23 protein-coding genes are annotated in these 20,492 nt (G+C 67.3%); 16 read left to right on the forward strand and 7 right to left on the reverse strand.

The window, feature by feature from the left end; genetic code table 11:
- Positions 1-54: 54 nt before the first annotated feature.
- The 3 genes from KAK88_RS12180 to KAK88_RS12190 all read right to left on the reverse strand — a co-directional run bounded on the left by KAK88_RS12180 (position 55) and on the right by KAK88_RS12190 (position 3,883).
- Positions 55-525, reverse strand: coding sequence for a DUF305 domain-containing protein (locus KAK88_RS12180; RefSeq protein WP_112862311.1), 471 nt, complete (start codon positions 523-525; stop codon positions 55-57).
- 49 nt (positions 526-574) lie between these two features.
- Positions 575-1,255, reverse strand: coding sequence for a DUF305 domain-containing protein (locus KAK88_RS12185; RefSeq protein ID WP_242076812.1), 681 nt, complete (start codon positions 1,253-1,255; stop codon positions 575-577).
- A 273-nt stretch (positions 1,256-1,528) separates the two neighbouring features.
- The gene (locus KAK88_RS12190; RefSeq protein WP_112862313.1) at positions 1,529-3,883 is read right to left on the reverse strand and encodes a heavy metal translocating P-type ATPase; all 2,355 of its coding nucleotides are present in this window, start codon (positions 3,881-3,883) and stop codon (positions 1,529-1,531) included.
- A gap of 100 nt (positions 3,884-3,983) precedes the next feature.
- Here KAK88_RS12190 and KAK88_RS12195 point away from each other — a divergent pair, with 100 nt between their 5' ends.
- The 8 genes from KAK88_RS12195 to KAK88_RS12230 all read left to right on the forward strand — a co-directional run bounded on the left by KAK88_RS12195 (position 3,984) and on the right by KAK88_RS12230 (position 10,719).
- The gene (locus tag KAK88_RS12195) at positions 3,984-4,259 is read left to right on the forward strand and encodes a metal-sensitive transcriptional regulator (RefSeq protein ID WP_112862314.1); all 276 of its coding nucleotides are present in this window, start codon (positions 3,984-3,986) and stop codon (positions 4,257-4,259) included.
- Positions 4,260-4,542: 283 nt separating this feature from the next.
- Positions 4,543-5,703, forward strand: coding sequence for an acyltransferase family protein (locus tag KAK88_RS12200; RefSeq protein ID WP_242076813.1), 1,161 nt, complete (start codon positions 4,543-4,545; stop codon positions 5,701-5,703).
- Positions 5,684-5,995, forward strand: a complete 312-nt coding sequence (locus KAK88_RS12205) for a hypothetical protein (protein ID WP_242076814.1) — start codon at positions 5,684-5,686, stop codon at positions 5,993-5,995. Before KAK88_RS12200 ends, KAK88_RS12205 begins: the two co-directional genes overlap by 20 nt.
- A 218-nt stretch (positions 5,996-6,213) precedes the next feature.
- Positions 6,214-6,714 carry a TonB-dependent receptor plug domain-containing protein gene (locus KAK88_RS12210; RefSeq protein ID WP_242076815.1) on the forward strand — a complete coding sequence of 167 codons (501 nt, stop codon included), beginning with the start codon at positions 6,214-6,216 and terminating at the stop codon, positions 6,712-6,714.
- Complete coding sequence (locus KAK88_RS12215; RefSeq protein ID WP_242076816.1) at positions 6,666-7,022, forward strand: hypothetical protein; 357 nt, start codon at positions 6,666-6,668, stop codon at positions 7,020-7,022. Before KAK88_RS12210 ends, KAK88_RS12215 begins: the two co-directional genes overlap by 49 nt.
- Positions 7,019-8,344 (forward strand): TonB-dependent receptor domain-containing protein, encoded by a 1,326-nt coding sequence (locus tag KAK88_RS12220; protein WP_242076817.1) that lies wholly within the window; start codon positions 7,019-7,021, stop codon positions 8,342-8,344. Before KAK88_RS12215 ends, KAK88_RS12220 begins: the two co-directional genes overlap by 4 nt.
- Before the next feature lie 7 nt (positions 8,345-8,351).
- Positions 8,352-9,395, forward strand: coding sequence for a PepSY-associated TM helix domain-containing protein (locus tag KAK88_RS12225; protein ID WP_112862317.1), 1,044 nt, complete (start codon positions 8,352-8,354; stop codon positions 9,393-9,395).
- Between the two features lie 187 nt (positions 9,396-9,582).
- Positions 9,583-10,719 (forward strand): acyltransferase family protein, encoded by a 1,137-nt coding sequence (locus tag KAK88_RS12230; RefSeq protein WP_242076818.1) that lies wholly within the window; start codon positions 9,583-9,585, stop codon positions 10,717-10,719.
- A gap of 29 nt (positions 10,720-10,748) precedes the next feature.
- Here the strand turns inward: KAK88_RS12230 and copD are convergent, their stop codons facing one another.
- From copD to KAK88_RS16165, 3 genes are all read right to left on the reverse strand, one after another.
- Entirely contained in the window at positions 10,749-11,669 is a 921-nt protein-coding gene (gene copD / locus KAK88_RS12235) for a copper homeostasis membrane protein CopD (protein ID WP_066551019.1), read from the reverse strand.
- Between the two features lie 4 nt (positions 11,670-11,673).
- Positions 11,674-12,036 (reverse strand): copper homeostasis periplasmic binding protein CopC, encoded by a 363-nt coding sequence (gene copC / locus KAK88_RS12240; RefSeq protein WP_066551017.1) that lies wholly within the window; start codon positions 12,034-12,036, stop codon positions 11,674-11,676.
- Between the two features lie 327 nt (positions 12,037-12,363).
- Positions 12,364-12,696 carry a chromate transporter gene (locus KAK88_RS16165; protein WP_082854037.1) on the reverse strand — a complete coding sequence of 111 codons (333 nt, stop codon included), beginning with the start codon at positions 12,694-12,696 and terminating at the stop codon, positions 12,364-12,366.
- A gap of 376 nt (positions 12,697-13,072) precedes the next feature.
- Here KAK88_RS16165 and KAK88_RS12245 point away from each other — a divergent pair, with 376 nt between their 5' ends.
- The 6 genes from KAK88_RS12245 to KAK88_RS12270 all read left to right on the forward strand — a co-directional run bounded on the left by KAK88_RS12245 (position 13,073) and on the right by KAK88_RS12270 (position 18,485).
- Positions 13,073-13,309: a hypothetical protein gene (locus tag KAK88_RS12245; protein WP_066551015.1), complete on the forward strand. Its 237-nt coding sequence runs from the start codon at positions 13,073-13,075 to the stop codon at positions 13,307-13,309.
- 211 nt (positions 13,310-13,520) lie between these two features.
- Positions 13,521-16,505 (forward strand): TonB-dependent receptor domain-containing protein, encoded by a 2,985-nt coding sequence (locus KAK88_RS12250; protein WP_242076819.1) that lies wholly within the window; start codon positions 13,521-13,523, stop codon positions 16,503-16,505.
- 55 nt (positions 16,506-16,560) lie between these two features.
- On the forward strand, positions 16,561-17,346 hold the full coding sequence (locus tag KAK88_RS12255) for a DUF4198 domain-containing protein (RefSeq protein WP_082854036.1): 786 nt from the start codon (positions 16,561-16,563) through the stop codon (positions 17,344-17,346).
- Between the two features lie 87 nt (positions 17,347-17,433).
- Entirely contained in the window at positions 17,434-17,847 is a 414-nt protein-coding gene (locus KAK88_RS12260; protein ID WP_242076820.1) for a copper resistance protein B, read from the forward strand.
- Positions 17,848-17,863: 16 nt separating this feature from the next.
- Positions 17,864-18,247 carry a copper resistance CopC family protein gene (locus KAK88_RS12265; RefSeq protein WP_066551011.1) on the forward strand — a complete coding sequence of 128 codons (384 nt, stop codon included), beginning with the start codon at positions 17,864-17,866 and terminating at the stop codon, positions 18,245-18,247.
- Between the two features lie 10 nt (positions 18,248-18,257).
- Complete coding sequence (locus KAK88_RS12270; protein WP_112862319.1) at positions 18,258-18,485, forward strand: ammonium transporter family protein; 228 nt, start codon at positions 18,258-18,260, stop codon at positions 18,483-18,485.
- Positions 18,486-18,552: 67 nt separating this feature from the next.
- Here KAK88_RS12270 and KAK88_RS12275 read toward each other — a convergent pair whose 3' ends face one another.
- Positions 18,553-18,852: a DUF7662 domain-containing protein gene (locus KAK88_RS12275; protein WP_242076821.1), complete on the reverse strand. Its 300-nt coding sequence runs from the start codon at positions 18,850-18,852 to the stop codon at positions 18,553-18,555.
- A 264-nt stretch (positions 18,853-19,116) separates the two neighbouring features.
- Between KAK88_RS12275 and KAK88_RS12280 the strand changes: the two genes are divergently transcribed.
- On the forward strand, positions 19,117-19,908 hold the full coding sequence (locus tag KAK88_RS12280) for a type IV secretory system conjugative DNA transfer family protein (RefSeq protein WP_242076822.1): 792 nt from the start codon (positions 19,117-19,119) through the stop codon (positions 19,906-19,908).
- Positions 19,905-20,489, forward strand: coding sequence for an LPD7 domain-containing protein (locus KAK88_RS12285; protein WP_112862335.1), 585 nt, complete (start codon positions 19,905-19,907; stop codon positions 20,487-20,489). Before KAK88_RS12280 ends, KAK88_RS12285 begins: the two co-directional genes overlap by 4 nt.
- The last annotated feature ends 3 nt before the right edge of the window (positions 20,490-20,492 follow it).

Here is a 20,492-nt window from a genome sequence, read left to right on the forward strand (position 1 = left end):
GACACGCTGCCGCAGAGCCGACCGGGCCGGAAACTCCCGTCGCCTGGCGCTGGATCAGCGCCTCGCCAGGATGGCTTTCATCTGGGCGATCTCCCTCTCCTGGGAGCTGACGATCTCCTCGCACAGACCCAGCACTTCCGGATCCGTCAGCGATGCCTGCTGACACATCAGGATGGCGCCGGAATGGTGCGGGATCATCGATTTCAAGAACTCGGTGTCGCCCACCGCCGCCTGGGTCCGCATGCCGTAAAAGCTCACCGCGAACACCAGGGCGGCGGCTCCGCCGATCAGAAGGTTAGTCCGTTTCGACGGATACATCGATCGCATAAAGATCAGCATGAGGATCGCCATCGGCGAAACCATCATCAGCGTCATGTAGACGTTGTTGAGGTTGAAGTAGAAGTGATTGAGGGACGCGATCATCGTGTACATCACCAGGTACATGATGATGAAATCCAGAACGAGTTCGAAGCCGAACGAACGGTAGCTCCCCTTCATCGAATCCATCGTCTTCATCTTTTCCATCGATCGCTCCTTTCGCGACAACGCTCTTCAATCACATTCCGATCGCCAATCAGGCAGCGCCGGCCGGATGGGAGTCCAGCCAGGCGCGCAACTCGGCGATGTCGGCGGTCTGCATCTCGATCGTTTTCTGCGCCATGCGCCGGATGTCGGCGTCCTGACTTTCGCGCAACACCACCTGGGCCATGTCGAGGGCGCCCTGGTGATGCGCAATCATCTTGCGAGCCCAGGTCTGGTCCGTGTCGGCCCCGGTCGCGGCCATCATGGCGTCCTTCATCTTGGCCTCGGCCGTCGCGTATGGATTTTCCGCGCTTCCGCCCGGAGCCGCCGCGCCGGCGGCGGCGCCCACGTTCGTTTCAAGCCAGCGCCGCAGCTCGGCGATATCGCCGGTCTGCATCTCGATGGTCTTCTGGGCCATGCGACGGATATCCGCGTCCTGTGTGTCCCTCAGCACGATCTCGGACATGTCCAGCGCGCCCTGGTGGTGAGAGATCATCTTGCGGGCCCATGTCTCGCCCGCATCCGCGCCCATGGCGGACATCATGGCCTCGTGCATCTTGGCCTCGGCGGCGGAGAACGGAGGCTGCGCCATGGCCATCGGCTCCTGCGTCTGAGCCGAGGCTTCGGCCTCCGTGTTCGGCGGCGGTTCCGCCGCCGGGCTGCAGGCCGCCAGAACGAGAGCGGAACAGCCGGCGACCAGGAGAGACGTGTGGGTGAAAGTCGGGGTGAGCATAGGGAGTCTCCGCTTGAGGGGGTCGCCGGCGGATCGCCGGACGGCCAGACGATCGATGCGTCCGACAACGTTGCGGCGGGTGCGAGTTTGGTCCCTTGCCCCGACTGCCCACGCCGGACATCGTCCAGCGTAATCCGGCCCCGGAGCCACGGTTCCGCCGTGATTAAATATTCCCGAACGCCGTTGGATCAGGCGAGGGATCGGTCGCCGGAATGCGTATTGGCGCCCGCCGCGGCTCTCGTCTGCGACGGCCTTCTGGCCATGGGACGTCCATCAGAGTCGGACGGCCCGGAGCCGCAGCGCGTTGGCGATCACACTGACGGAGGACAGGGCCATCGCCAACGCCGCCAGGGCCGGCGACAATAGGAGGCCGGAGACCGGGTAGAGCAGTCCCGCCGCGATCGGAATGCCGAGGGTGTTGTAACCGAAGGCGAAGACCAGGTTCTGGCGGATGTTGCTCATCACCGCACGGGACAGTTTGCGCGCCCGGACGAGGCCCTGGAGATCGCCGCCGAGAAGGGTGACCCCGGCGCTCTCGATCGCGACGTCCGAGCCGGCGCCCATGGCCACCCCCACGTCGGCGGCGGCCAGGGCCGGGGCGTCGTTCACACCGTCTCCGGCCATGGCGACGATCCGACCCTCCGCTCTCAGCCGCTCGACGACCGCCGCCTTGTCCTGGGGCAGAACCTCGGCCTGAACGTCGTCTATGCCGAGCCGGCGCGCCACCGCCTCGGCCGTTGTGCGGTTGTCGCCGGTCATCATCACCAGACGCAGCCCCGACGCCTTCAGATCGCGGATGGCCTCGGCGGTCGTCGCCTTGACCGGATCGGCGATGCCCAGCACGCCGGCCGCAGCCCCGTCCACGGCGACGAAGATGGCGGTCGCGCCGTCTTGGCGAAGCGTATCGGCCCCGGCTTCCAGAGGCCCGACGTCGACGCCGATCTCGGCCAGATAGCGGCTGTTGCCGAGCGCCACGCGGCGGCCGTCGACGACCCCGGTGACGCCGCGCCCGACGGGGCTGTCGAAGTCCGACGCCTCGGACAGAACCAGATTCTGGTCGCTCGCCGCCCGAACGACGGCGTCCGCCAGCGGATGCTCGCTGCTCCGCTCAAGACTGGCGGAAAGTCTCAGAAGCTCGGCCTCGTCGAACCCGTCGGCTGGCCGGACGGCCGTCACCGAGGGGCGCCCCTCCGTCAGGGTGCCGGTTTTGTCGAGCACCAGGGTGTCCACCTTCTCGAAGCGCTCCAGCGCCTCGGCGTTCTTGATGAGCACCCCGGCGTGAGCGCCGCGCCCCACCCCGACCATGATGGAGATCGGCGTGGCCAAGCCCAGGGCGCACGGACAGGCGATGATCAGCACGGAGACCGCGGCGACGAGGGCGTAGGACAGCCGCGGTTCGGGGCCGGCTAGGCCCCAGACGATCGCGGCGAGAACGGCGATCCCGATCACGGCCGGAACGAACCAGCCCGACACCTTGTCGGCCAGCCGCTGGATCGGCGCGCGGCTGCGTTGGGCCTGCGCCACCATCTGGACGATCTGCGCCAGGAGGGTGTCGGCGCCCACCTTGTCGGCTCGCATGACGAACGAGCCGGTCTTGTTGAGCGACCCGGCGACGACCTTGTCGCCGACGTCCTTGGTCACCGGCATGGATTCACCCGTGACGAGGGACTCGTCGAGGGTGACCCGGCCGTCCAGGATCTCTCCGTCGACCGCCACCTTCTCGCCGGGACGGACGCGCAGCCGGTCTCCCACAGCGACCAGATCGAGGGTGACGTCCTCGTCGCCGCCGTCGTCGCGGACGCGCCGCGCGGTCTTCGGGGCGAGGTCCAGCAGGGCCCTGATGGCCCCCGACGTCTGTTCGCGCGCCCGAAGCTCCAGGATCTGGCCGACCAGCACCAGGACGGTGATGATGGCCGCCGCCTCGAAATAGACCGGCGCGCTGCCGTCCATCCGCCGGACCGCCGCCGGGAACAGATGCGGCGCCAGAACCGCGACCACGCTGTAGATCCAGGCCGCACCGACGCCGATGGCGATCAGGGTGAACATGTTGAGGCTGCGATTGCGGATGGACGCCCAGCCCCTCTGGAAGAACGGCCAGCCGGACCACAGCACGACCGGCGTCGCCAGGGCGAACTGGATCCAGTTGGAGGTCTGGCCCGGAATCCGCATCGCCAGCCCGGTCAGATGGCCGCCCATTTCAAGCGCGAAGACCGGCAGCGTCAGAACCGCGCCGATCCACAGGCGACGGGTGAAGTCGATCAGTTCGTGATTGACCGGAGCCTCGGCGGTGACGGTCTCCGGCTCCAGCGCCATGCCGCAGATCGGACAGGAGCCAGGTCCCTCCTGGCGCACCTCGGGATGCATCGGGCAGGTGTAGATCACACCGGGCGTGACGGAAGCCGGTTCGGGCCGCTCGCCGAGATAGCGAGCCGGATCGTCCACGAATTTGGTCCGGCAGCCCGCCGAACAGAAGACATACGCCTGGCCCTCGTGGGTGGCCCGATGCGCCGTGGTCGCCGGATCGACGGTCATGCCGCAGACCGGATCGACCGCCTGGGCGCCGGCTTGAGGCGTCTTGTTCGAACAGCAGCCGTGACCGGCGGGATGGGAATGGGATGACGTAGCCATGACGGCTCCTCGGACGACCTCACAGCCAAATATACCCCACAGGGGTATCGCGCAAGGTGTGACGGTGAGGTAGGATCGAACGGTCGGAACGAGGAACAGGATGCAGACCGAGATCAAGCCGAAGGTGTTGAACCGCCTGAGCCGCTTAGAGGGGCAGGTGCGTGGCCTTTCCAGAATGGTCGAGGAGGACCGCTACTGCATCGACGTCCTAACCCAGCTCCAGGCCGTTCGGGCGGCGCTGTCGCGCGTTGAGAGCGAGGTCTTGAAGGACCACATGGATCACTGCGTCATGGGCGCGATCGCGGGTGACGATCTCGCCGACCGCAAGGCCAAGGCGACCGAACTGATCGAACTTCTCGGCCGCGCTTCCCGCTAGCCGGGGACCGACTCCCGGCGTTCGGTCGCCAGGCCCGGCGGTCGGCGTGGACATCCTCTCGTCCGGCTGAGGGACATGACATGTCTTGGGGGCGGCCTCACCCAGAGCCGCAGCGGTCCAGGCTGGCAAACCGGCCGAGGGCATTCCGAGCCCCGAGCCAGACTTGGACGTCCCGTATGACCGGCCGGCCCCGTCTGGCGTCGCGCATGAGGGATGTTCCCGCCCGATGCGTATCTCAATATGGCGGCGGTGCTGATCCGCCGCCCTTGGGGGGCCATCGCGAATGACATCCGTACCGCCGACCCGAGACGGCTATCCCGCCGATCTCAGGGCCCTGACCAGTCTGCGCGCCTTCCTCGCCTTGGGGGTGGTGCTGTTCCATTATCAACTCCAATGGGATCCGGCCCTGGGCTTCAGCCCGATCATCGAGCGAAGCCGGCTGGCGGTGGACGCCTTCTTCATGCTGTCGGGCTTCATTCTGGCGCACGTCTACGGTCCGGCCTTCGCGAGCGGCGGTTTCAGTTACCGGCGTTTCATCGTCGCCCGGCTCGCGCGGCTTTATCCCCTGCACGTCGCGGTTCTGACGGGCGCCTTGATCATGGTGCTGGGCGCGACCGCCGCCGGCGTCCGCTTCGACGCCGAGGGCTACGGGCCGCTGGCCTTCTTCCAGACGCTGTTTCTCATCCAGGCCTGGTTTCCGACCGATGCGGAGTTGAACTGGAGCGGCCCGAGCTGGTCCCTGTCGGCGGAATGGTTCGCCTATCTGCTGTTCCCCGCCTACGCCTGGCTGGCCCTCCATCTGCGAGCGCGGCCGTGGGTGCTGCTGGGGATCGGGGCCGCGGCGTTCGTCGCCCTCGACGCCTTCTACGTCCAGGCGTTCGGCAAGGTCCTTCCGCGAGCTGAGGACTCCCTCGGCATTCTCCGGATCGCCCCCGAATTCCTGATCGGCATGGCGCTGTACGGGCTGGGTCATCGGTGGCGCTGGAGCCGGCCCGTGGCCGCCACGGCCGCCCTGTTCACGACCGTCCTGCTGCTGGGCGCGATGCAGCTGTCGCTGGACGACCGCATCATCGTCGCCCTCGCCGCCCCCGTGATTCTGACCTGGTCCCTGCTCGCGCGGGCGGATTGCGAGGGACCCCTCGCCTCCCCGGGCCTTGTCTTCGCCGGAGAAGCGTCCTTCGCCCTGTATCTGGTGCACATGCCGGTGATCGTGGCCTGGAAGGGCGTCGTGGCCGAACTGCGCGGCGTCGACAGCACCTTCCGCATCACGCCGGTCGAACTGATCGGATTGTTCATCGCCACGGCCCTGATCGCGGCGGCGCTGCATCTGCTCGTCGAAAAGCCCGGCCGAACCTGGATAAGGCGCCGGTTCGACAGGCGTCGCGACGAGCTCGCCCCGGCCGCGCTCAGCCCGCCGGCGCTCCGTGAGCCTGACGATCGCTGAGCCGACCGGTCTCTTCGCCCTTCGCGACGGCCGTCCGCTCGTTGGCGATGACACCGCCGTCGTCGAGAACCGGCCGATCCCGACCTCCGATCGACCGGTCGCGCGGACCTCCGTCGCGGATAAACCGCACCGTCTCCGTTCGGAGATGCGGCTCGGCCACGAAGCCGGCGTCCGCCAGGGCGAGATGCTGTGGCGTCGCGGGCGCGCCGCGCTCAGGTTTCCACCAACCCTCCGTCGCCGCAGCCTTCGGAAGAAGGCCGCTGATGATGCGTTCGATATCGCGGAACGTTAGCACCACTTCGGTCCGCCTTTGACGCCGCAGATAGGTTGCGAGGGGCGCGTATTTGGCCATGAACCTCTTTTCCTCTCGCCGCCCCGCAGGTCAAGCGCTGCTCGGCCCCTGCGATAGCCACGAAGAAGCCAACACCAGGCTGGCTAGATGCGAGTGCGATTGACTCGCAACAAGGCCTGTGGTCAGACGCCCTCCCTGTCGTTCCCCTGAAGAGCTCCATGTCCCCTCGTCTCCTCGCCACCGTCGCCCTCCTGCCGCTGCTGCTGGCCGCGCTTCCCGCGGCGGCCCAGGAGGGGCCCACCCCGGACGCGACGCTTTTGGACGAGGTGGTGGTCACCGCCTCCCGGATCGAGACCCCGCGCTCCGCGATCGCCGCCACGGTCGAGCTCATCGACGCCGAGGCCATCGTCCAGCAGACGGCGCTGGCCGCCTCGGCCGTCGATACGGTGGCGGCCCTGGTGCCCTCCTTCTCGCCGACGCGGCAGAAGCTGTCGGGCTTCGGCGAGACCCTGCGCGGACGCTCGCCGCTCTATCTCGTCGACGGCGTGCCGCAGTCGACGCCGCTGCGCGACGACAGCCGCGACGGCTACACCATCGATCCCTTCTTCATCGACCGGGTCGAGGTCATCTTCGGCTCCAACGCCATCCAGGGCATCGGGGCCACCGGCGGGTGGTCAACTACGTCACCGCCCGCAAGCCGTCCGAGGCGGAGGGCCTGACCGGGCGGATGATGGCCCAGGTCACCACCGACGACGAGCTGCAGGGCGACGGCGTCGGCGCCAAGATCGCCGCCATCGGCGGCCGTGACTTCGGCGCCTTTGACCTGACCGTGGGCGCGGCCTTCGAGACCCGCGGCGCCTACTATGACGCTGACGGCAGCCGCGTCGGCTTCGACGGCGCCCAGGGCGAGGTCCAGGATTCGCGGCCCTCTCGCTGTTCGCGCGCGGCGGCTGGGATCTGGGCGGCGATCGCCGGCTGGAGGGCTGGGTCAACCGGTTCGATCTGGAAGGCGACGGCGACTATGTGACCGTGGCGGGCGACCGCGCGACGGGCGTCTCGACCACGGCTGTGCGCGGCGCGCCGCCGGGCCGGCAGCCGTCCAACGCCGTGACATCGGCGGCTCTGAGCTACACCGACCGCGACCTGTTCGGCGGCGTCCAGCGGGCCCAGGTCTTCGCCCACGATTACCAGGGCGTATTCGGCGGCGGCAGTTTCCCGGACTTCCAGGACCCCCGCATCGCTCCGGTTGGGACCCTGTTCGACCAGTCGGCCAACAATTCGGAAAAGCTGGGCTTCAAGATCGACTGGCAGGGCCAGGTTCCTGGCCTGACGGGCCTCAAGGCGCTGGTCGGTCTCGACGGCCTGCGTGACCGGACCTATCAGGAACTGGTCCTGACCGGGCGCAACTGGGTGCCGGAGACCGCCTACGAGAGCCTGTCGCCCTTCCTGCAGCTAAACCAGTCGGTCTTGGCCGGCCGCCTCAGCCTGTCGGCGGGCGTGCGGCATGAGTCGGCGAAGCTGAAAGTCGACGACTTCCAGACCCTGTACGCCTACGGCCCTCAGACGGTGGCGGGCGGCGAGCCGGGCTTCGAGGAGACGCTGTTCAACGTCGGCGCCGCCTTCGAGGTGACGCCGGCTCTCCTCGTCTACGGCTCCTTCGCCCAAGGCTTCACCATGCCGGACGTCGGTCGGGTGCTGCGCGGCATCAACCGTCCGAACCAGGACGTCGACACCTTCCTCAACGTCGAACCGGTCGTGTCGGACAACACCGAGGTCGGGGTCGAATACCGCGGCGCGCGCGTCGAACTGTCCGCCGCCGTGTTCCGGTCCGAGGCCGAACGCGGCTCGCTGCTGAACCGCCTGCCGTCGGGCATCTTCGAGGTGCAGCGCCAGGCCACACGGATCGATGGACTGGAGCTGAAGGGTCTATGGCGCGCCACGGACGCCCTCGCCCTGGGGGGCAGCTACGCCGCGCTCGACGGCCAGAGCGACAGCGACGGCGACGGCGACCTGGACCGCGACCTGAACGGAGCCAACATCTCGCCCGACCGCCTGCTGCTGTGGGGCGAGTACGAGACAGGCCCGATCGCCCTGCGCCTTCAGGCCCAGACCTATCTCGCACGCGACTTCGACGGCGAGCCCGGGGCCAACGGCTTCGAGGGCTATACGGTGCTCGACGCCGTGGCCCGCTATGAGGCGGGCTTCGGCACGGTGTCGCTGGGGGTGCAGAACCTGCTGGACGAGCAGTACATTTCCTATTTCTCGGACACACAGGGGCCGACCGACAATCTGCGCTTTTTCGCCGGTCGCGGGCGCACGGCCACCGTGACCCTGACGCGGAGCTTCTGAGCCGGTGATGGGCGCGATCCGCACGCTCCACGCCTGGGCCGGGACCGCCCTCTCGATCCTGGCCGTGGTGTTGGGCCTGACGGGATCGTTGCTGGTGTTCGAGGACGACTGGATCCGCGCCACCGTCCCCGCCGCGCGCGCCGAGATCGATCTCGATGCCGCCCGTCTGGGTGCGGCGCTGGACCGGCTCGAGGCAGCCGAGCCCCGCCTCACCTCGGTGGTCCTGCCGGGCGGGGCGGTCGGCGTTCACCGGCTCTACCTGGCCGAGGACGGTTTCGGCTACGCCGACCCCGACGGCAAGGTGGTGGACCGCTGGTGGGGCCCGGCGCGAGCCGAGACATGGATCTTCGACCTTCACCACGAGCTGCTGGCCGGTCACACCGGCAAGCTGGTTGCCGGCGGCGCCGGCCTGACCCTGGCGGTGATGATCCTGACCGGCCTGATCGTCTGGATTCCCGCCTGGCGCGCCACCGGCTGGCGGGTCTGGCCCCGCTCGGGGGCCCGGCGCGAACTGATCGGCAGCCATCGCAATCTCGGCCTGATCTTCGCCATCCCGCTGGTCGTCTTCAGCCTCACCGGTGCGGCGATCGTCTTTCACGGCACGACCCAGGCCCTGCTGGGGGCTGTCCCGACGCCGCCGGCGCCGGTGGTCGGGACCGGGGACGTCGACTGGGCCCACGCCCTGACAGAGGCCCAGGCCCGCTTCCCCGAAGCGATCCCGCGCATGGTTGTCCGCCCCGCCGCACCGGGCAAGCCCGCCACGATCCGTCTGAAGCAGCCCGGCGAGTGGCATCCCAACGGCCGCACCACCGTGACCATCGATCCGGCCACCAGCCGGGCGGTCGCGACCTCCGACGCCAACGCCCTGCCGACCGGCGTCCGGGCCTACAACGCCTTCTACCCCCTGCACGCCAGTTCGGTCGGCGGCTGGCTCTATAGCGCGGTGACGGCGCTCAGCGGCGTCGCCATGGCGGCCCTGGGGGTGGTCGGCGCCTGGGCCTTCCTCGGAAAGCCCCGACGCCGCTCGCCTCGATCGAAACCGACCCGCTGAGGACAAGCGGGCGAGGGAGCGGAAGGGTTTGCCGGATTCCCGGGTCTTGCCCTCCGCTGGTCGCCACTCAAGGCCTGATGCACTCACACCGCCCCGCGCGAACCCCTACGCGCGACCACCGGCGGCAAGGCCTCGTTCACCGTGTCGGGCAAGCCTTCCTTGGCGCCTGTGGGGGGATGATGGCTGGATGACGGAAGATCCAGCACCCCCGGAGCGCCGACGCCCGCCGCCGATCGCGCGCGGCGGCTGGCTCGACCTTCTGCGTTTCGTCGTGGGGGCGATGATCGTCCTCTATCACTTCCGCGAGGCCGCTCCGATCCCCTTGCCGCTCTTCCATCCGGTCTTCGACCGCGGCTATCTGCTGACCGACTTCTTCATCATCGACTCCGGCTACGTTCTCGCCCGCGTCTACGGCGAGCGGCTCGCGAACCGGCGAATTCCGCTTTCCGTCTTCTACCGTCAGCGATTTCTCAGGGTGGTTCCGGCCCACATGACCGTCAGCCTCGCCCTGGCGGGGCTGGTGCTGACGGCGGCGATCCTGGGCCAAACACCCAGCCACCCGGAATGGTTCGACTGGTCCCGGTTTCCCGCCCAGTTCTTTCTGGTGCAGGCCTATGGGGTGCCGGGCGGAGAGGGATGGAACGCGTCGACCTGGACGCTCTCGGCGCTCCTGGGCTGTTACGTCAGCCTGCCCTTCCTCGCTCGCGCGGCGCGCGGCCTGTCCCCATGGCTGATCCTCGCTCTTGGGGTGGGCGGGCTGCTCGCCGCCAACCTGTCCGCCCACGCCGCCTTCGGGTTGCCGATCTACGAGATGCCGTTGCGCCTCGGCTTCCTGCGGGCCTTTCCGCTGTTCGCCCTCGGCGTCGCCGTGGCTCTGTTCGCCCGGCAGGTCTATTGCCCGCCCCGTCTGGCCGCCGGTCTGGGCGGTTCCGCCGTGGTCGCTGTGGCGGGTCTGCAGGCTCTGGGACCCCATAATCTGGCGACCCTCGGCCTCCTGACCGTCATCATCTTCGCCACCGGGGCCTTGCCGATTCGGAGCCCGTCCAGGCTGGTCGAGCACCTCGCTTTGATGGCGTTCGCGATCTTCCTGACCAACGAAGTGATCCGGATCGTGTGGTTCGGCGTGCTCGACGCCGTCGATTGGCGGAGTTGGAGTCCGTCAGTGCAATGGACCGCCTGGGCGGTCGGCCTGGCCGCGGCTTTCGGCGGCGCCGCCGTCTTCCGCTACGCCTTCGACCGACCGACCCAGGCCTGGTTCAATCGTCCGCAGTCGGGGTCGCGATCGACCTCCCCCGCGGCCAAGTCTCCCGTTCCCGCGCTGTAGGCCGATCCTTCACAAAAGCTCGGCGAGGTTCACATCATGGCGGCGGGGGGCGCCTGGGTACCCATGATCGCCACGATCAGAAGCAGCAGGGCCGCCAGCACGGTCTCCAGCGCCAGGCTGCGCCGCAGGCGGCGCAAGGCGAGCGGACGGGCGTGATCGTCTTCGAGCGCCGATCCGAGATGCGGGGTCAGGACAAAGCGGTTCGAGGCCGCTAGGGCCAGCATGCCGGCGAACAGGACGAGTTTCAGGATCAGAAGAACGCCGTAGGGCGTCGTCAACAGGCTCCCGAGCCGGCTGAACCCGATCAGATAGGCGCTGTTCACCAGACCCGTGATCGTCAGCAGGACGACGGCGAGCGTTCCCAGACCGGCGAACCCCTCCAGGGCGGCGTGAGTCACCGGCGCGCCCGCCGCGTGCCCGTGGCGGGTCCGCAGCATCAGGAACAACGCGACCAGACTGCCGAGCCAGAGTCCGGCGGCGAGCGCGTGAACGACATCGGCGATCAGATGCGGCCAGCGGCCCGCGCCTTCCGTCGCCGCGCCGTGACCGGTCCAGGCCAGGCTGGCGCTGACCACAGCGCCGACGACGGTCAGCACGATCCAGCCGCCGCGTCCCGGTTTCAGACTGATCAGCAGAACGGCGGCCAAAAGGGCCATCGCCGCGCGAACCAGGAAGCCGACGCCCAGGCCCGTGCCGAATGCCACGTAGGACAGCGACTCCGGCTTCAGCGCCTCGGTCAGCGATCCCGCCATCACGGCGGTTTGGACCACGAGGTTGGCGAGAGCAGCCAGGACGGTCGCCACGGCGGCGACCAGCAGCGTCGTTCGCGGCCACCTTTCGGCGGCCGCGTCCGACATGGGCATCCTGAACGCGAAGAACAGGGGGACGCCAAACAGCAGGACGGCGCCGATGTACTGCCCCAGCCTCAGCAGGACGACCGTTGTCTCCATCTGATCAGCGGACCGAGAAGTTGGTGGACCCCGTCATCCGGTGCCCGTCCGGAGACGCCACCCGCCAGTTGACCACGTAGGCCCCGGCCGCCAACGGCCTCGCCGGAGCGCCCGAGATCGTCTTGCCGTCCTCGGACACCCGTGTCTGGACACGGATGGTCGCGCCCGCCGCATTGACGAGATCGAAACCGGAGAAGGCCGGCGCCACGCGCTCGCTGAAGGTGAGGCTGATGGTGCGCGGCGCCGCGACCGCAGCGCCGGCGGCCGGCGTGGCGCTCACGAGACGCGCGTGTGCATCCGCCTGACCGGCGACCAGGGAAAGCGCCGCGACGGTCGCGGCGAGCGATGCGATTTTGAAACGGGTCAACTCAAACTCCTAGGAAGGGACGCCCCTACTGTCTCTTACGCGGCACGCGCCCCCGCCCCTCACGAAATGAAACTGAAGCCGGCCGGCCCCCGACAAAAACACTCGACGGCGGGTTCATCCACAAACTCGGCTTCAGGGATTTAAACCGGATCAGTTGGTGGCGGCCGGCAAGCAGAGACACATCTACCAAGGGAAGGCCGGACAAAGTGAGTCACGGTCCAGTCGCGCTTCGGCACAGCGGGTCCGCTCAACCGCTGTCACCGGCAGGGCGCCGGTCTGGACGACAACGCCTTGTAGAGGCGCCGCCGCGTCGCAGACCGCAGGTCGCTAAGCGCCGCCTCGCCGATCGCCTAGACGCGGAACTCGAGCATCACGCGAGAATTCGCCGATTACTGCTCGTCGGCGCATAGTCGAAAGTTCATGCGCTTCGGGGCCCACCAGCGCCTGCGTAAACGCTAGCAGTCGGTTCAACCGGTCACTGGATATCCCGCGAGCCTTACCCATCAGTTCGCAACGCGCCATAACGACAGGCACCACAGGCCCGCCGCAGACTGTGAACCCGATCCTCAAGAATCGAAGGAACAGGGCGCCTGAGAACCACGCGGGGTAGAGGCTGGTGCGCCACGGCGCCTGCGCTATCCGACCTGCCGGTCTGCACACATTGGTTTGGGCTCTCTTCCGACGAAGCGCACCGTCTCCGCTTTCAGATCGACTTCAGCTGCGAACCCTGCCGAACCCGAGCCTACTTCTGCGGCGCGCCATCGGCGTCGTCTGCGCCGTGCGACCGCCAGCCTAGGTCACTAGACGCCTTCGGCCGAAGACCGCCGATGATCCGTTCGATGCCGCAGAAGCTTAGTCGCACTCGGTTTTGCGCCGCCGTCGCAAATCACCCGCCAACGGATCATGCCTTCCGTACCCCCATTTCGGCGACGCCAGCGGCGAGGGTCAACCTTGAGGGGTGTTTGGTTTGAACCGTTCCCGAAACGTCGGGTAAGCTGAAACCATCGTCACCCAGGCTCGCAGTTGGAGCAGTTTCTTGACGGCGCTTTCGGACACCATCCAGTTCACAGTCATTCGAGGCGAAGGCGATTGGCGCGTCCTCCGCGATGGCCGAGACGCCGGCCACTTCGATTTCAGCGTCGACGCCATCGAGTCAGCCCTGGTCCGCGCTACCACGTTGATCGAAAAGGGCGAGACCGTCGAAGTCTTCGTCCAGGACGCGGCAGGCCAGCTTAGACAGGTCGATCCTGTCGGTGGCGAGGTACTGCACTAACGTCCTCGACCGTCGTCGAGCGCCGATATCCGGTCTTCTGCACCTCTTCGAGCAATCCCCACCGGCTTGGAAAGCGTTGTTCGACGCGTCCGAGAGCTCCGACCATCCCGGTCGACTGAAAAATTCGCGACATATGAGGGAAGGGAGGAGACGCCGCGTAGTCAACAAAGAGGGGCCGCGATTTGGCCGCAATGTCGCTAGGGGGAAACCATTGGCCAATAAGTTTTTCAGGAGCCGGCTCGTCGCCTCCTCTGTCCTGACCGGAATCACGATCGTGGCGACAGCGACGGCCCTGCCTGTCGCGGCGCAAAACCGTCCCTCCTCCGAGACATCGTCATCCGAACCGGCCGCAGAGCTGGAAGCTGTTGTCGTCACCGGGTCTCGCATCGCCCGACAGGACTACATCGCCAACAGCCCGATCGTGACCGTGACCCAAGAGGATTTCCAGGCGACGGGATCGGTCAACATCGAGAGCTTGATCAACGAATTGCCGCAGTTCACGGCCTTGGGCAACGCGGCCTCTAACAGCCCAAATCTGGCGGGCCAAGCCAATGTGCAACTCCGTGGTCTTGGATCGACGCGAACCCTCGTTCTTCTCGACGGGCGCCGGATAGTCCCATCCAACGCCTCGTCGGTCGTCGATCTCAACCTGTTGCCCACCCCCCTGATCGCTAGCGTCGAGACGATCACGGGCGGAGCCTCCTCGACCTACGGATCGGACGCGGTGGGCGGCGTGCTCAACTTCCTGCTCGACCGCCGCTTTGAAGGCTTCAAGCTAGACGCTCAGTACGGGGCCTCCGACCAGGGCGACGCGGAGGCGGAGGCGGTCAGCCTAACGCTCGGCGGGGACTTCGCCGAGGGACGGGGTCGCGCTGTTCTTTCGGCCAGCTATTCCAACCGGGCGTCCGTGCTCAACGCCAGTCGCTCTTTCTCGCTCATCGGCGGGTTCGCCGGCACCTCGCCGCTCGGGTCGACGGTGTTCGACGCCTCAAACTTGCCGACAGCCGCCGCCGTCAACGCCGCCGTTTCCGGCGCTGCACGGGGCGATACGTTCGGCTTCAACAACAACGGAACCTTGTTCACCTATCAGGGCGCGCGCGATTACGTGAGTCCCGGCGGTATAGACTATGAGGGGTTCCGCAAGCCGGGTCCGTTGCAGCAGACGGACTTCACCTACAGCACCGTTGATCGCAACTATCTGATTATTCCCCAGACCCGGTACAATGTGTATGCGGCCGCGAGCTACGAGCTCACCGAAGCGGTCGAGTTTTACACGGACGTCTTGTTTTCTCAGTATCAGGCCGGCAACCAGCTCGCGTCCAACCCGGGTACCGGCCCCACTACGGGCTTCCGTATCCCATCTACCAATCCGTTCATTCCTACTGAACTGCGCGGTGTCCTCAACTCGCGACCCAATCCGGCCGGGAGTTTCCGCCTCGACAAACGATTCAACGAGCTCGGTCCGCGCCGCCAGAACGAAAATTACAGCGTCTACCAGATCACCACGGGCTTACGCGGCGATCTGGTCGGTCTGCGCGACTGGACCTACGACGCCTACTTGACCTATGGCCGGGTAGACAACGACACCAATTACACTGGCTATCTCTCTCGCTCCGCCATTCAGCGGCTCCTGGAGGCGTCAGACGGCGGCGCGTCGCTCTGCACCGGCGGTTTCAACCCCTTCGGCGCCAATCCGTTGAGCGCCAGCTGTATCGCCTATGTCAGCCGGGTGCCGCGCAATAAAACTACGAACGATCAGCGTGTAGTGGAAGCCAATCTGCAGGGTGGGCTGTTCACCCTGCCCACCGGCGAGGTGCGCGCGGCTGTCGGCGCGGCCTACCGAGAGCAGAACTACGACTTTTCGCCCGACAACCTGCTGATCAGCACCTTTACCCTTAACGGCGTCACCGGACCTGAACTGGCCGGCAACTCCGGCACGCCGCTGTCGGGATCGGATACGGTGTCGGAACTCTATGCCGAGGTACTGATCCCGCTGCTCGCCGACCTGCCGTTCATTCGCCAGCTTGAGACCAACCTCGGCTACCGTGTGTCAGACTATGACACCATCGGACAGGTCGCGTCTTACAAGGCGGACCTCAGCTGGGAGGCGATCGACGGGCTGCGGCTGCGCGGCGGTGTGCAACGCGCGGTGCGCGCGCCCTCGATCGGGGAGCTTTTCGCCGCCCAGAACCTGAGCTTCCCGTCGATCGGCGTACCCGTGTCCTCGACCGGGGTGCGGCAGTTCTCCGGCGACCCCTGCGACATCCGCGGCGCCTATCGCGCGCCCGGCGCCGCGAACGCCGGCCAGGTGCGGAGCCTCTGTCTGGCGCAGAATGTCCCGGCGCAGGTGATCGACTCCTACACCTTCTCCAACTCGCAAGTGTCGGGCGTAACCGGCGGGAATCCCGACCTGCAGGAGGAGACCGCGGACTCCTTCACGGTCGGCGCGATCTTACAGTCGCCGTTGTCTAGCGCGTGGCTTAGCGGCGTATCCGGATCCATCGACTACTATGACATCACCATCGAGCAGGTGGTCGGCACGGTCTCGACGACCGAACAGCTGCGCCGCTGCTACAATCAGGACGGCGTCTCCAACCCGACCTACGATCCGAACAACGTGTTCTGCCGCCTGTTCAGCCGGGATCCGAACTCCGGCCAGATCACCAGCACGTTCGAGACAAATGCCAACCTGGGCACGCTGAAGACCAAGGGGATCGACTTCCAGATCGACTGGCGGCTCGATCTGACCGACATAGGCGCACCAGACTGGGGCGCCCTAGCCCTCAACGTCACTGGCACCCGGCTGCTGGAATGGGAGCGGCAGGACATCCCGGGCGGCCCCTACACCGATCGCAAAGGCACCGTTTCCAACAGCTTCGGTCTAACCCTCCCGGAATGGAAGGCGCTCTCGACCCTGAACTGGACTCAGGATCCGTGGACCCTCGGTCTGCGCTGGCGTTACCAAGGCGAGGTCGAGAACTTCAACAATCGAAGCCAAGTCATCGACGCCATCCACTATTTCGATCTGAACGCTGGATTTGAGATCAACTCGACCGTCTCACTTCGCGCGGGCGTCAACAATCTGACGGACGAACAGCCGCCCGTCTATGCGCCCGCGATCGCCGCCAATACCGACCCGTCCACCTACGATCTGGTCGGACGCCGATACTACGTCGGACTGACGGCTCGCTTCTGATCCCACCGATACTCGGCGCGTCCTGCTGAAATCACGCAAAAGAAGGCCCCATCTCATGAACACTCGTCTGATGCTGACCTTGGCCACGAGCCTCAGCCTCGTCGCCGGCGGCGCGGTCGCCCACGACTTCTTTCTCATCCCCGAGCGCTTTGTCGGACCGGCCGGACAACCGCTTATCGTTCACGCGACCTCGTCGTCAGATTTTCCCGCTCTCAATGTCGGTTCGCCGCTGGCGCGGGTCGGAGAAGCACGAGCGATGGTGAACGGCAGGCCCGCCCAAGTCGCCGTGGACGCCCATCGGCAATCCCTCCGTTTAACCGTCTCCAGCGCCGACGAGGGCATGGCCGCGGTCACTCTTCAGACGGTTTGGGGCGAGTCCAACTGGCGCCCTGACCAGGTCGAGACCTACCTTGACGAGCACCCGTTCTCGGCGGAGGACATCGCGACAGTCCATCGTTTGCTTCCCGCTGGCGCGACGCTCCAGATCCGATCGCGCCGCCTAGCGAAATCTCTCGTGTGTTTCCAGACCTGCACCCCGATCCCGCAGGGCCCAACGGGTTTGGAGGTGGAGTTTCTGCCGCTGTTCGAACCGGGTCAATCGATGCCCGCCGGCTTTCAGCTGATCAGAAACGGTGAGCCGTTAGCGGCGCACCCCGTCACTATCCGTTTCGGCCCTCGCGAACGTCGCACGGTCGTCACCGACGCCGACGGCCGGTTGAAGCTTCAGGATGGCGTGAGCGGCCCCATCATGCTGGTCGCGGTAACTATTGACGCGCCGTCGCAACCCGGAGAGCGGTTTGTCACCAACAACGCGACCTTGACCTTCAACGCGCCGGTCTAGGTTGATGCCCCTGGGCGGTGGTCCTCGTCATCATCATCCGAGGCGCTACAGCCGGCTGTGACGCCCTTTTGAGACCTCCAGCCCGGCGTGCGCCAGGACTTCCGCCTCGAGGGCGATGATACGACGCATCTGGTTCTCGGCCTTCAGGGTCTGGCGCCCTACTGGTGGGAGATCGACGCCGCCTCCTTCCTGTCGACCGAGGGGAACCTGACCGCTCGTGTCGAGGCCGAATACGACCAGCGCATCACCCGGCGCTGGATCCTCCAGCCGCGCCTTGAAATCGACGCCTCCGCCAGCGACATTCCGGAACTGGAGCTCGGTTCCGGTTTGTCCTCGGTCGAAGCGGGCCTGCGTCTCCGCTATGAGTTTCGCAAGGAGCTCGCCCCCTACGTCGGCGTCGAATGGAGCCGCGCGCTCGGCGATACCGCCGACTACATCAAAGCCCGAGGCGGCGAGATAGACGACACACGCTTCGTCGTCGGTCTCAACGCCTGGTTCTAACCGAAGGAGATCATTGATGATCCGCACCCTCGTCCTCACCGCAGCCCTGGCCTTCGCCGGAGCGGCCGCCGCCCAAGACCCGCACGCTGGCCATGCCATGCCGGCTCAAGCCGCCGCGCCGCAATCGGGCATCGTCACCGTCCCTGCCGATGGCGCCATGACATCCGGTTCGCCCGAACGCTTCAGCGTCACCTTCCCGCACGCGATGATTTTGAAGACCGTGACCCTCACCGCCGAAGGACGTGCCCCGGTCGTCGTCAACGCCCCTGCCGCGCCGGCCGCCGCGACCGTCAGCGTGGCCCTGCCCCGCCTCGTGGCGGGCACTTACAGGGCCGCCTGGACGGCGGAAGGCGCGGACGGGCACAAGATGTCCGGGTCTGTCAGCTTCATGGTTCACTAGGAGAACGACGATGCGAGTTTCCAACCTGCTGGCCGCCGCCGGCGCGATCCTGGCCCTGAGCGCTGGAGCGGCCCTGGCCGCCGAAGGCTGCGACTGTTGCAAGGACATGGCCGCTGACGCCGCCATGAGCTGCTGCGACAAGATGAAGTCTGACGCTTCGCCGCCCGCCGAACCCGCGCCGCCCGCGCCGGCGCCCTCGGATGCTCCGGCTCCCCAAGGTCACGCCGACCATAACTGACCGGCCGATCTGAACCGCTCCGGCAGGCGCTCCGACTGATCGGAGGTCTGCCCGGAGCGGACAGGCGTCAACTCCCGGTCTTCGCCGCGCTGAGCCGCGCCTCGCTCCCTGGGGCGCCGCCTGCCGCAATCCGGATGAAACGGACGGTCTCGGCCCGCGTCCGCGGTTCAGCGACGAAACCCGCCTCGGCGAAGGCGAGATGCTGGGGCATCGGCGCCCTCGCCGTATCCACGCGCCACCAAACCTCCAGCGACGCCGCCTTGGGCAAAATGCCGCCGACGATCCGCTCGATGTCCCGAAAGGACAGGTCCACCTCGGCGCTCTTCTGACGTCGGAGAAAGGCTGCGAGCGGCGCGTATTTAGCCATCTGGGTGTCTTGCTCCACTGCTGCCGGGGGTCAAGCCCGGCTGGCGCGCTTGGGCTGGCCGATCTAGACTCGCCGGCGGCGGGTTCCGAGAACGATAGGCGCCGATCAAGAGCCAGGGGACGTGCAAACGTCGGCGGCGATCGGCGGCGAAACGCCGGGCTTCATCACAGAAGTTCCTGGCCCGCCCCCTCCCCTCATCCCGGGTCGATCAGACCTTGCCGGACCGCCGAGGCGACCGCTTCGATCCGGGTCCGGACCCGGAGTTTGGAGCAGGCCTTCTCAAGATATCTGGGCGCCACGCCGGACAACATGCTGAGGATCCAGCCGCTCTATGCGCTACTTTTTCAGCAGCTGGTCGATCTCAACAGCCGCAGCCTTCCCGCCCCCGCCGACCGTCCGACCCTCGTCCTGCTCGACGAATTCGCTCGCCTCGGCCCGGCGCCGGTGCTGGCCCACGCCTTCGCCTGGGTGGCGGGCTACGGACTGCGTCTGCTGGCCGTGCTTCAGAGTCCCTCCCAGCTCCGGGCGCTCTACGGACCCGATCTGGCAGAGGACGTGATGACCAATTGCGGCATCGAGATCGTCTTCGCGCCCAAGGAACTGAGGATCGCCCGGGAGCTCAGCGAACGGCTGGGCTATTATACGACGGACGGGCGAAGCCGCAGCCGGCCGGCCGGCCTCGCGCGCGGCCGACGCAGTACGACCGTGTCCGACCAGCGCCGGGCGCTGATGCTGCCCCAGGAGCTCATGCAGCTTCCGCAGACCGCCCTGATCGTCCTGAAGGCCGGTCTGCCGCCTGTTCGCGGCCGCAAGATCGCCTACTGGCGCGACCGGATTTTCCAGCGCCGTCTGCGTCCCGCTCCCACGCCCGGGCCGACGGTCGAAGCGCCGGTCGTCCCGCCCGCTCTCGAGGAGGATCCCATGGATTTCGACGTCATCGCCCGCGCCTTCGCCGCCGAAGGCCTTCCTCCGCCCCCGCCCGACGCGGATGAAACCGATGTGGCGGCCTGGCTCGACCGCGTCGTCGACGCCACCCCGCCGGAGCGCGAGCCATGACCCCGTCAGAGCCCGCTCCGGCGGTCAACCGCCTGCGGCCCGCGCCCGGCGCACCCGCCCGCTCCACCGCCAAGGGCGACGTGCCGGACGCGGTGCTCGACCGCTATCTGGTCGAGGGCGATCTCAGGGGCCGGGCGGAGCGGTTCTTCCGGGATCATCGTGCGCCCGCGCCGATGTTCCGCGACCGGGGTGGATCGCTCACCTCGACCCAGGCCTATCCCGACGCCGTCATCGACATGCTCAAGATCGCGCGGCACCGCGGCTGGGAGCGGATACAGGTCTCTGGCGACCCCGCCTTCCGGCGCGAGGTCTGGATCCAGGCCCAGAGCCTGGGTCTGGAGGTCCACGGCCATCGGCCCAGGGACCGCGATCGCCAGGCGGCCGGAATCGACCGGGCTTCCTCCCAGAAGGCCCTCCAGGATCCGCTCGCCGAGCGGCTCGCCCGCGCGGCCGTGGTGGTGGCCCGTCTCATCCCCGATCCCGCCATCCAGACCAAGCTGCTGGAGGCCGCCTGGGCGCGCGCCGGCCGCGCGCGTCCGACGGAACGGGACACGACGCGCGACCGCGAGCGGCGGCGCTAGCGG

It is taken from the genome of Brevundimonas diminuta (genome assembly GCF_022654015.1).
In the GTDB taxonomy this organism is placed as follows: Bacteria; Pseudomonadota; Alphaproteobacteria; order Caulobacterales; family Caulobacteraceae; genus Brevundimonas; species Brevundimonas diminuta_C.

What these genes read in the sequence shown, in the direction of transcription:
- KAK88_RS12210 (WP_242076815.1), top strand. Translation starts at nt 6,214, where the DNA reads ATGTCCCCTCGTCTCCTCGCCACCGTCGCCCTCCTGCCGCTGCTGCTG.
- KAK88_RS12190 (WP_112862313.1), bottom strand. Translation starts at nt 3,883, where the DNA reads ATGGCTACGTCATCCCATTCCCATCCCGCCGGTCACGGCTGCTGTTCG.
- KAK88_RS12225 (WP_112862317.1), top strand. Translation starts at nt 8,352, where the DNA reads ATGGGCGCGATCCGCACGCTCCACGCCTGGGCCGGGACCGCCCTCTCG.
- KAK88_RS12275 (WP_242076821.1), bottom strand. Translation starts at nt 18,852, where the DNA reads ATGGCTAAATACGCGCCGCTCGCAGCCTTTCTCCGACGTCAGAAGAGC.
- KAK88_RS12270 (WP_112862319.1), top strand. Translation starts at nt 18,258, where the DNA reads ATGCGAGTTTCCAACCTGCTGGCCGCCGCCGGCGCGATCCTGGCCCTG.
- KAK88_RS12195 (WP_112862314.1), top strand. Translation starts at nt 3,984, where the DNA reads ATGCAGACCGAGATCAAGCCGAAGGTGTTGAACCGCCTGAGCCGCTTA.
- KAK88_RS12265 (WP_066551011.1), top strand. Translation starts at nt 17,864, where the DNA reads ATGATCCGCACCCTCGTCCTCACCGCAGCCCTGGCCTTCGCCGGAGCG.
- KAK88_RS12200 (WP_242076813.1), top strand. Translation starts at nt 4,543, where the DNA reads ATGACATCCGTACCGCCGACCCGAGACGGCTATCCCGCCGATCTCAGG.
- KAK88_RS12180 (WP_112862311.1), bottom strand. Translation starts at nt 525, where the DNA reads ATGGAAAAGATGAAGACGATGGATTCGATGAAGGGGAGCTACCGTTCG.
- KAK88_RS12230 (WP_242076818.1), top strand. Translation starts at nt 9,583, where the DNA reads ATGACGGAAGATCCAGCACCCCCGGAGCGCCGACGCCCGCCGCCGATC.
- KAK88_RS12285 (WP_112862335.1), top strand. Translation starts at nt 19,905, where the DNA reads ATGACCCCGTCAGAGCCCGCTCCGGCGGTCAACCGCCTGCGGCCCGCG.
- KAK88_RS12255 (WP_082854036.1), top strand. Translation starts at nt 16,561, where the DNA reads ATGAACACTCGTCTGATGCTGACCTTGGCCACGAGCCTCAGCCTCGTC.
- copD (WP_066551019.1), bottom strand. Translation starts at nt 11,669, where the DNA reads ATGGAGACAACGGTCGTCCTGCTGAGGCTGGGGCAGTACATCGGCGCC.
- KAK88_RS12185 (WP_242076812.1), bottom strand. Translation starts at nt 1,255, where the DNA reads ATGCTCACCCCGACTTTCACCCACACGTCTCTCCTGGTCGCCGGCTGT.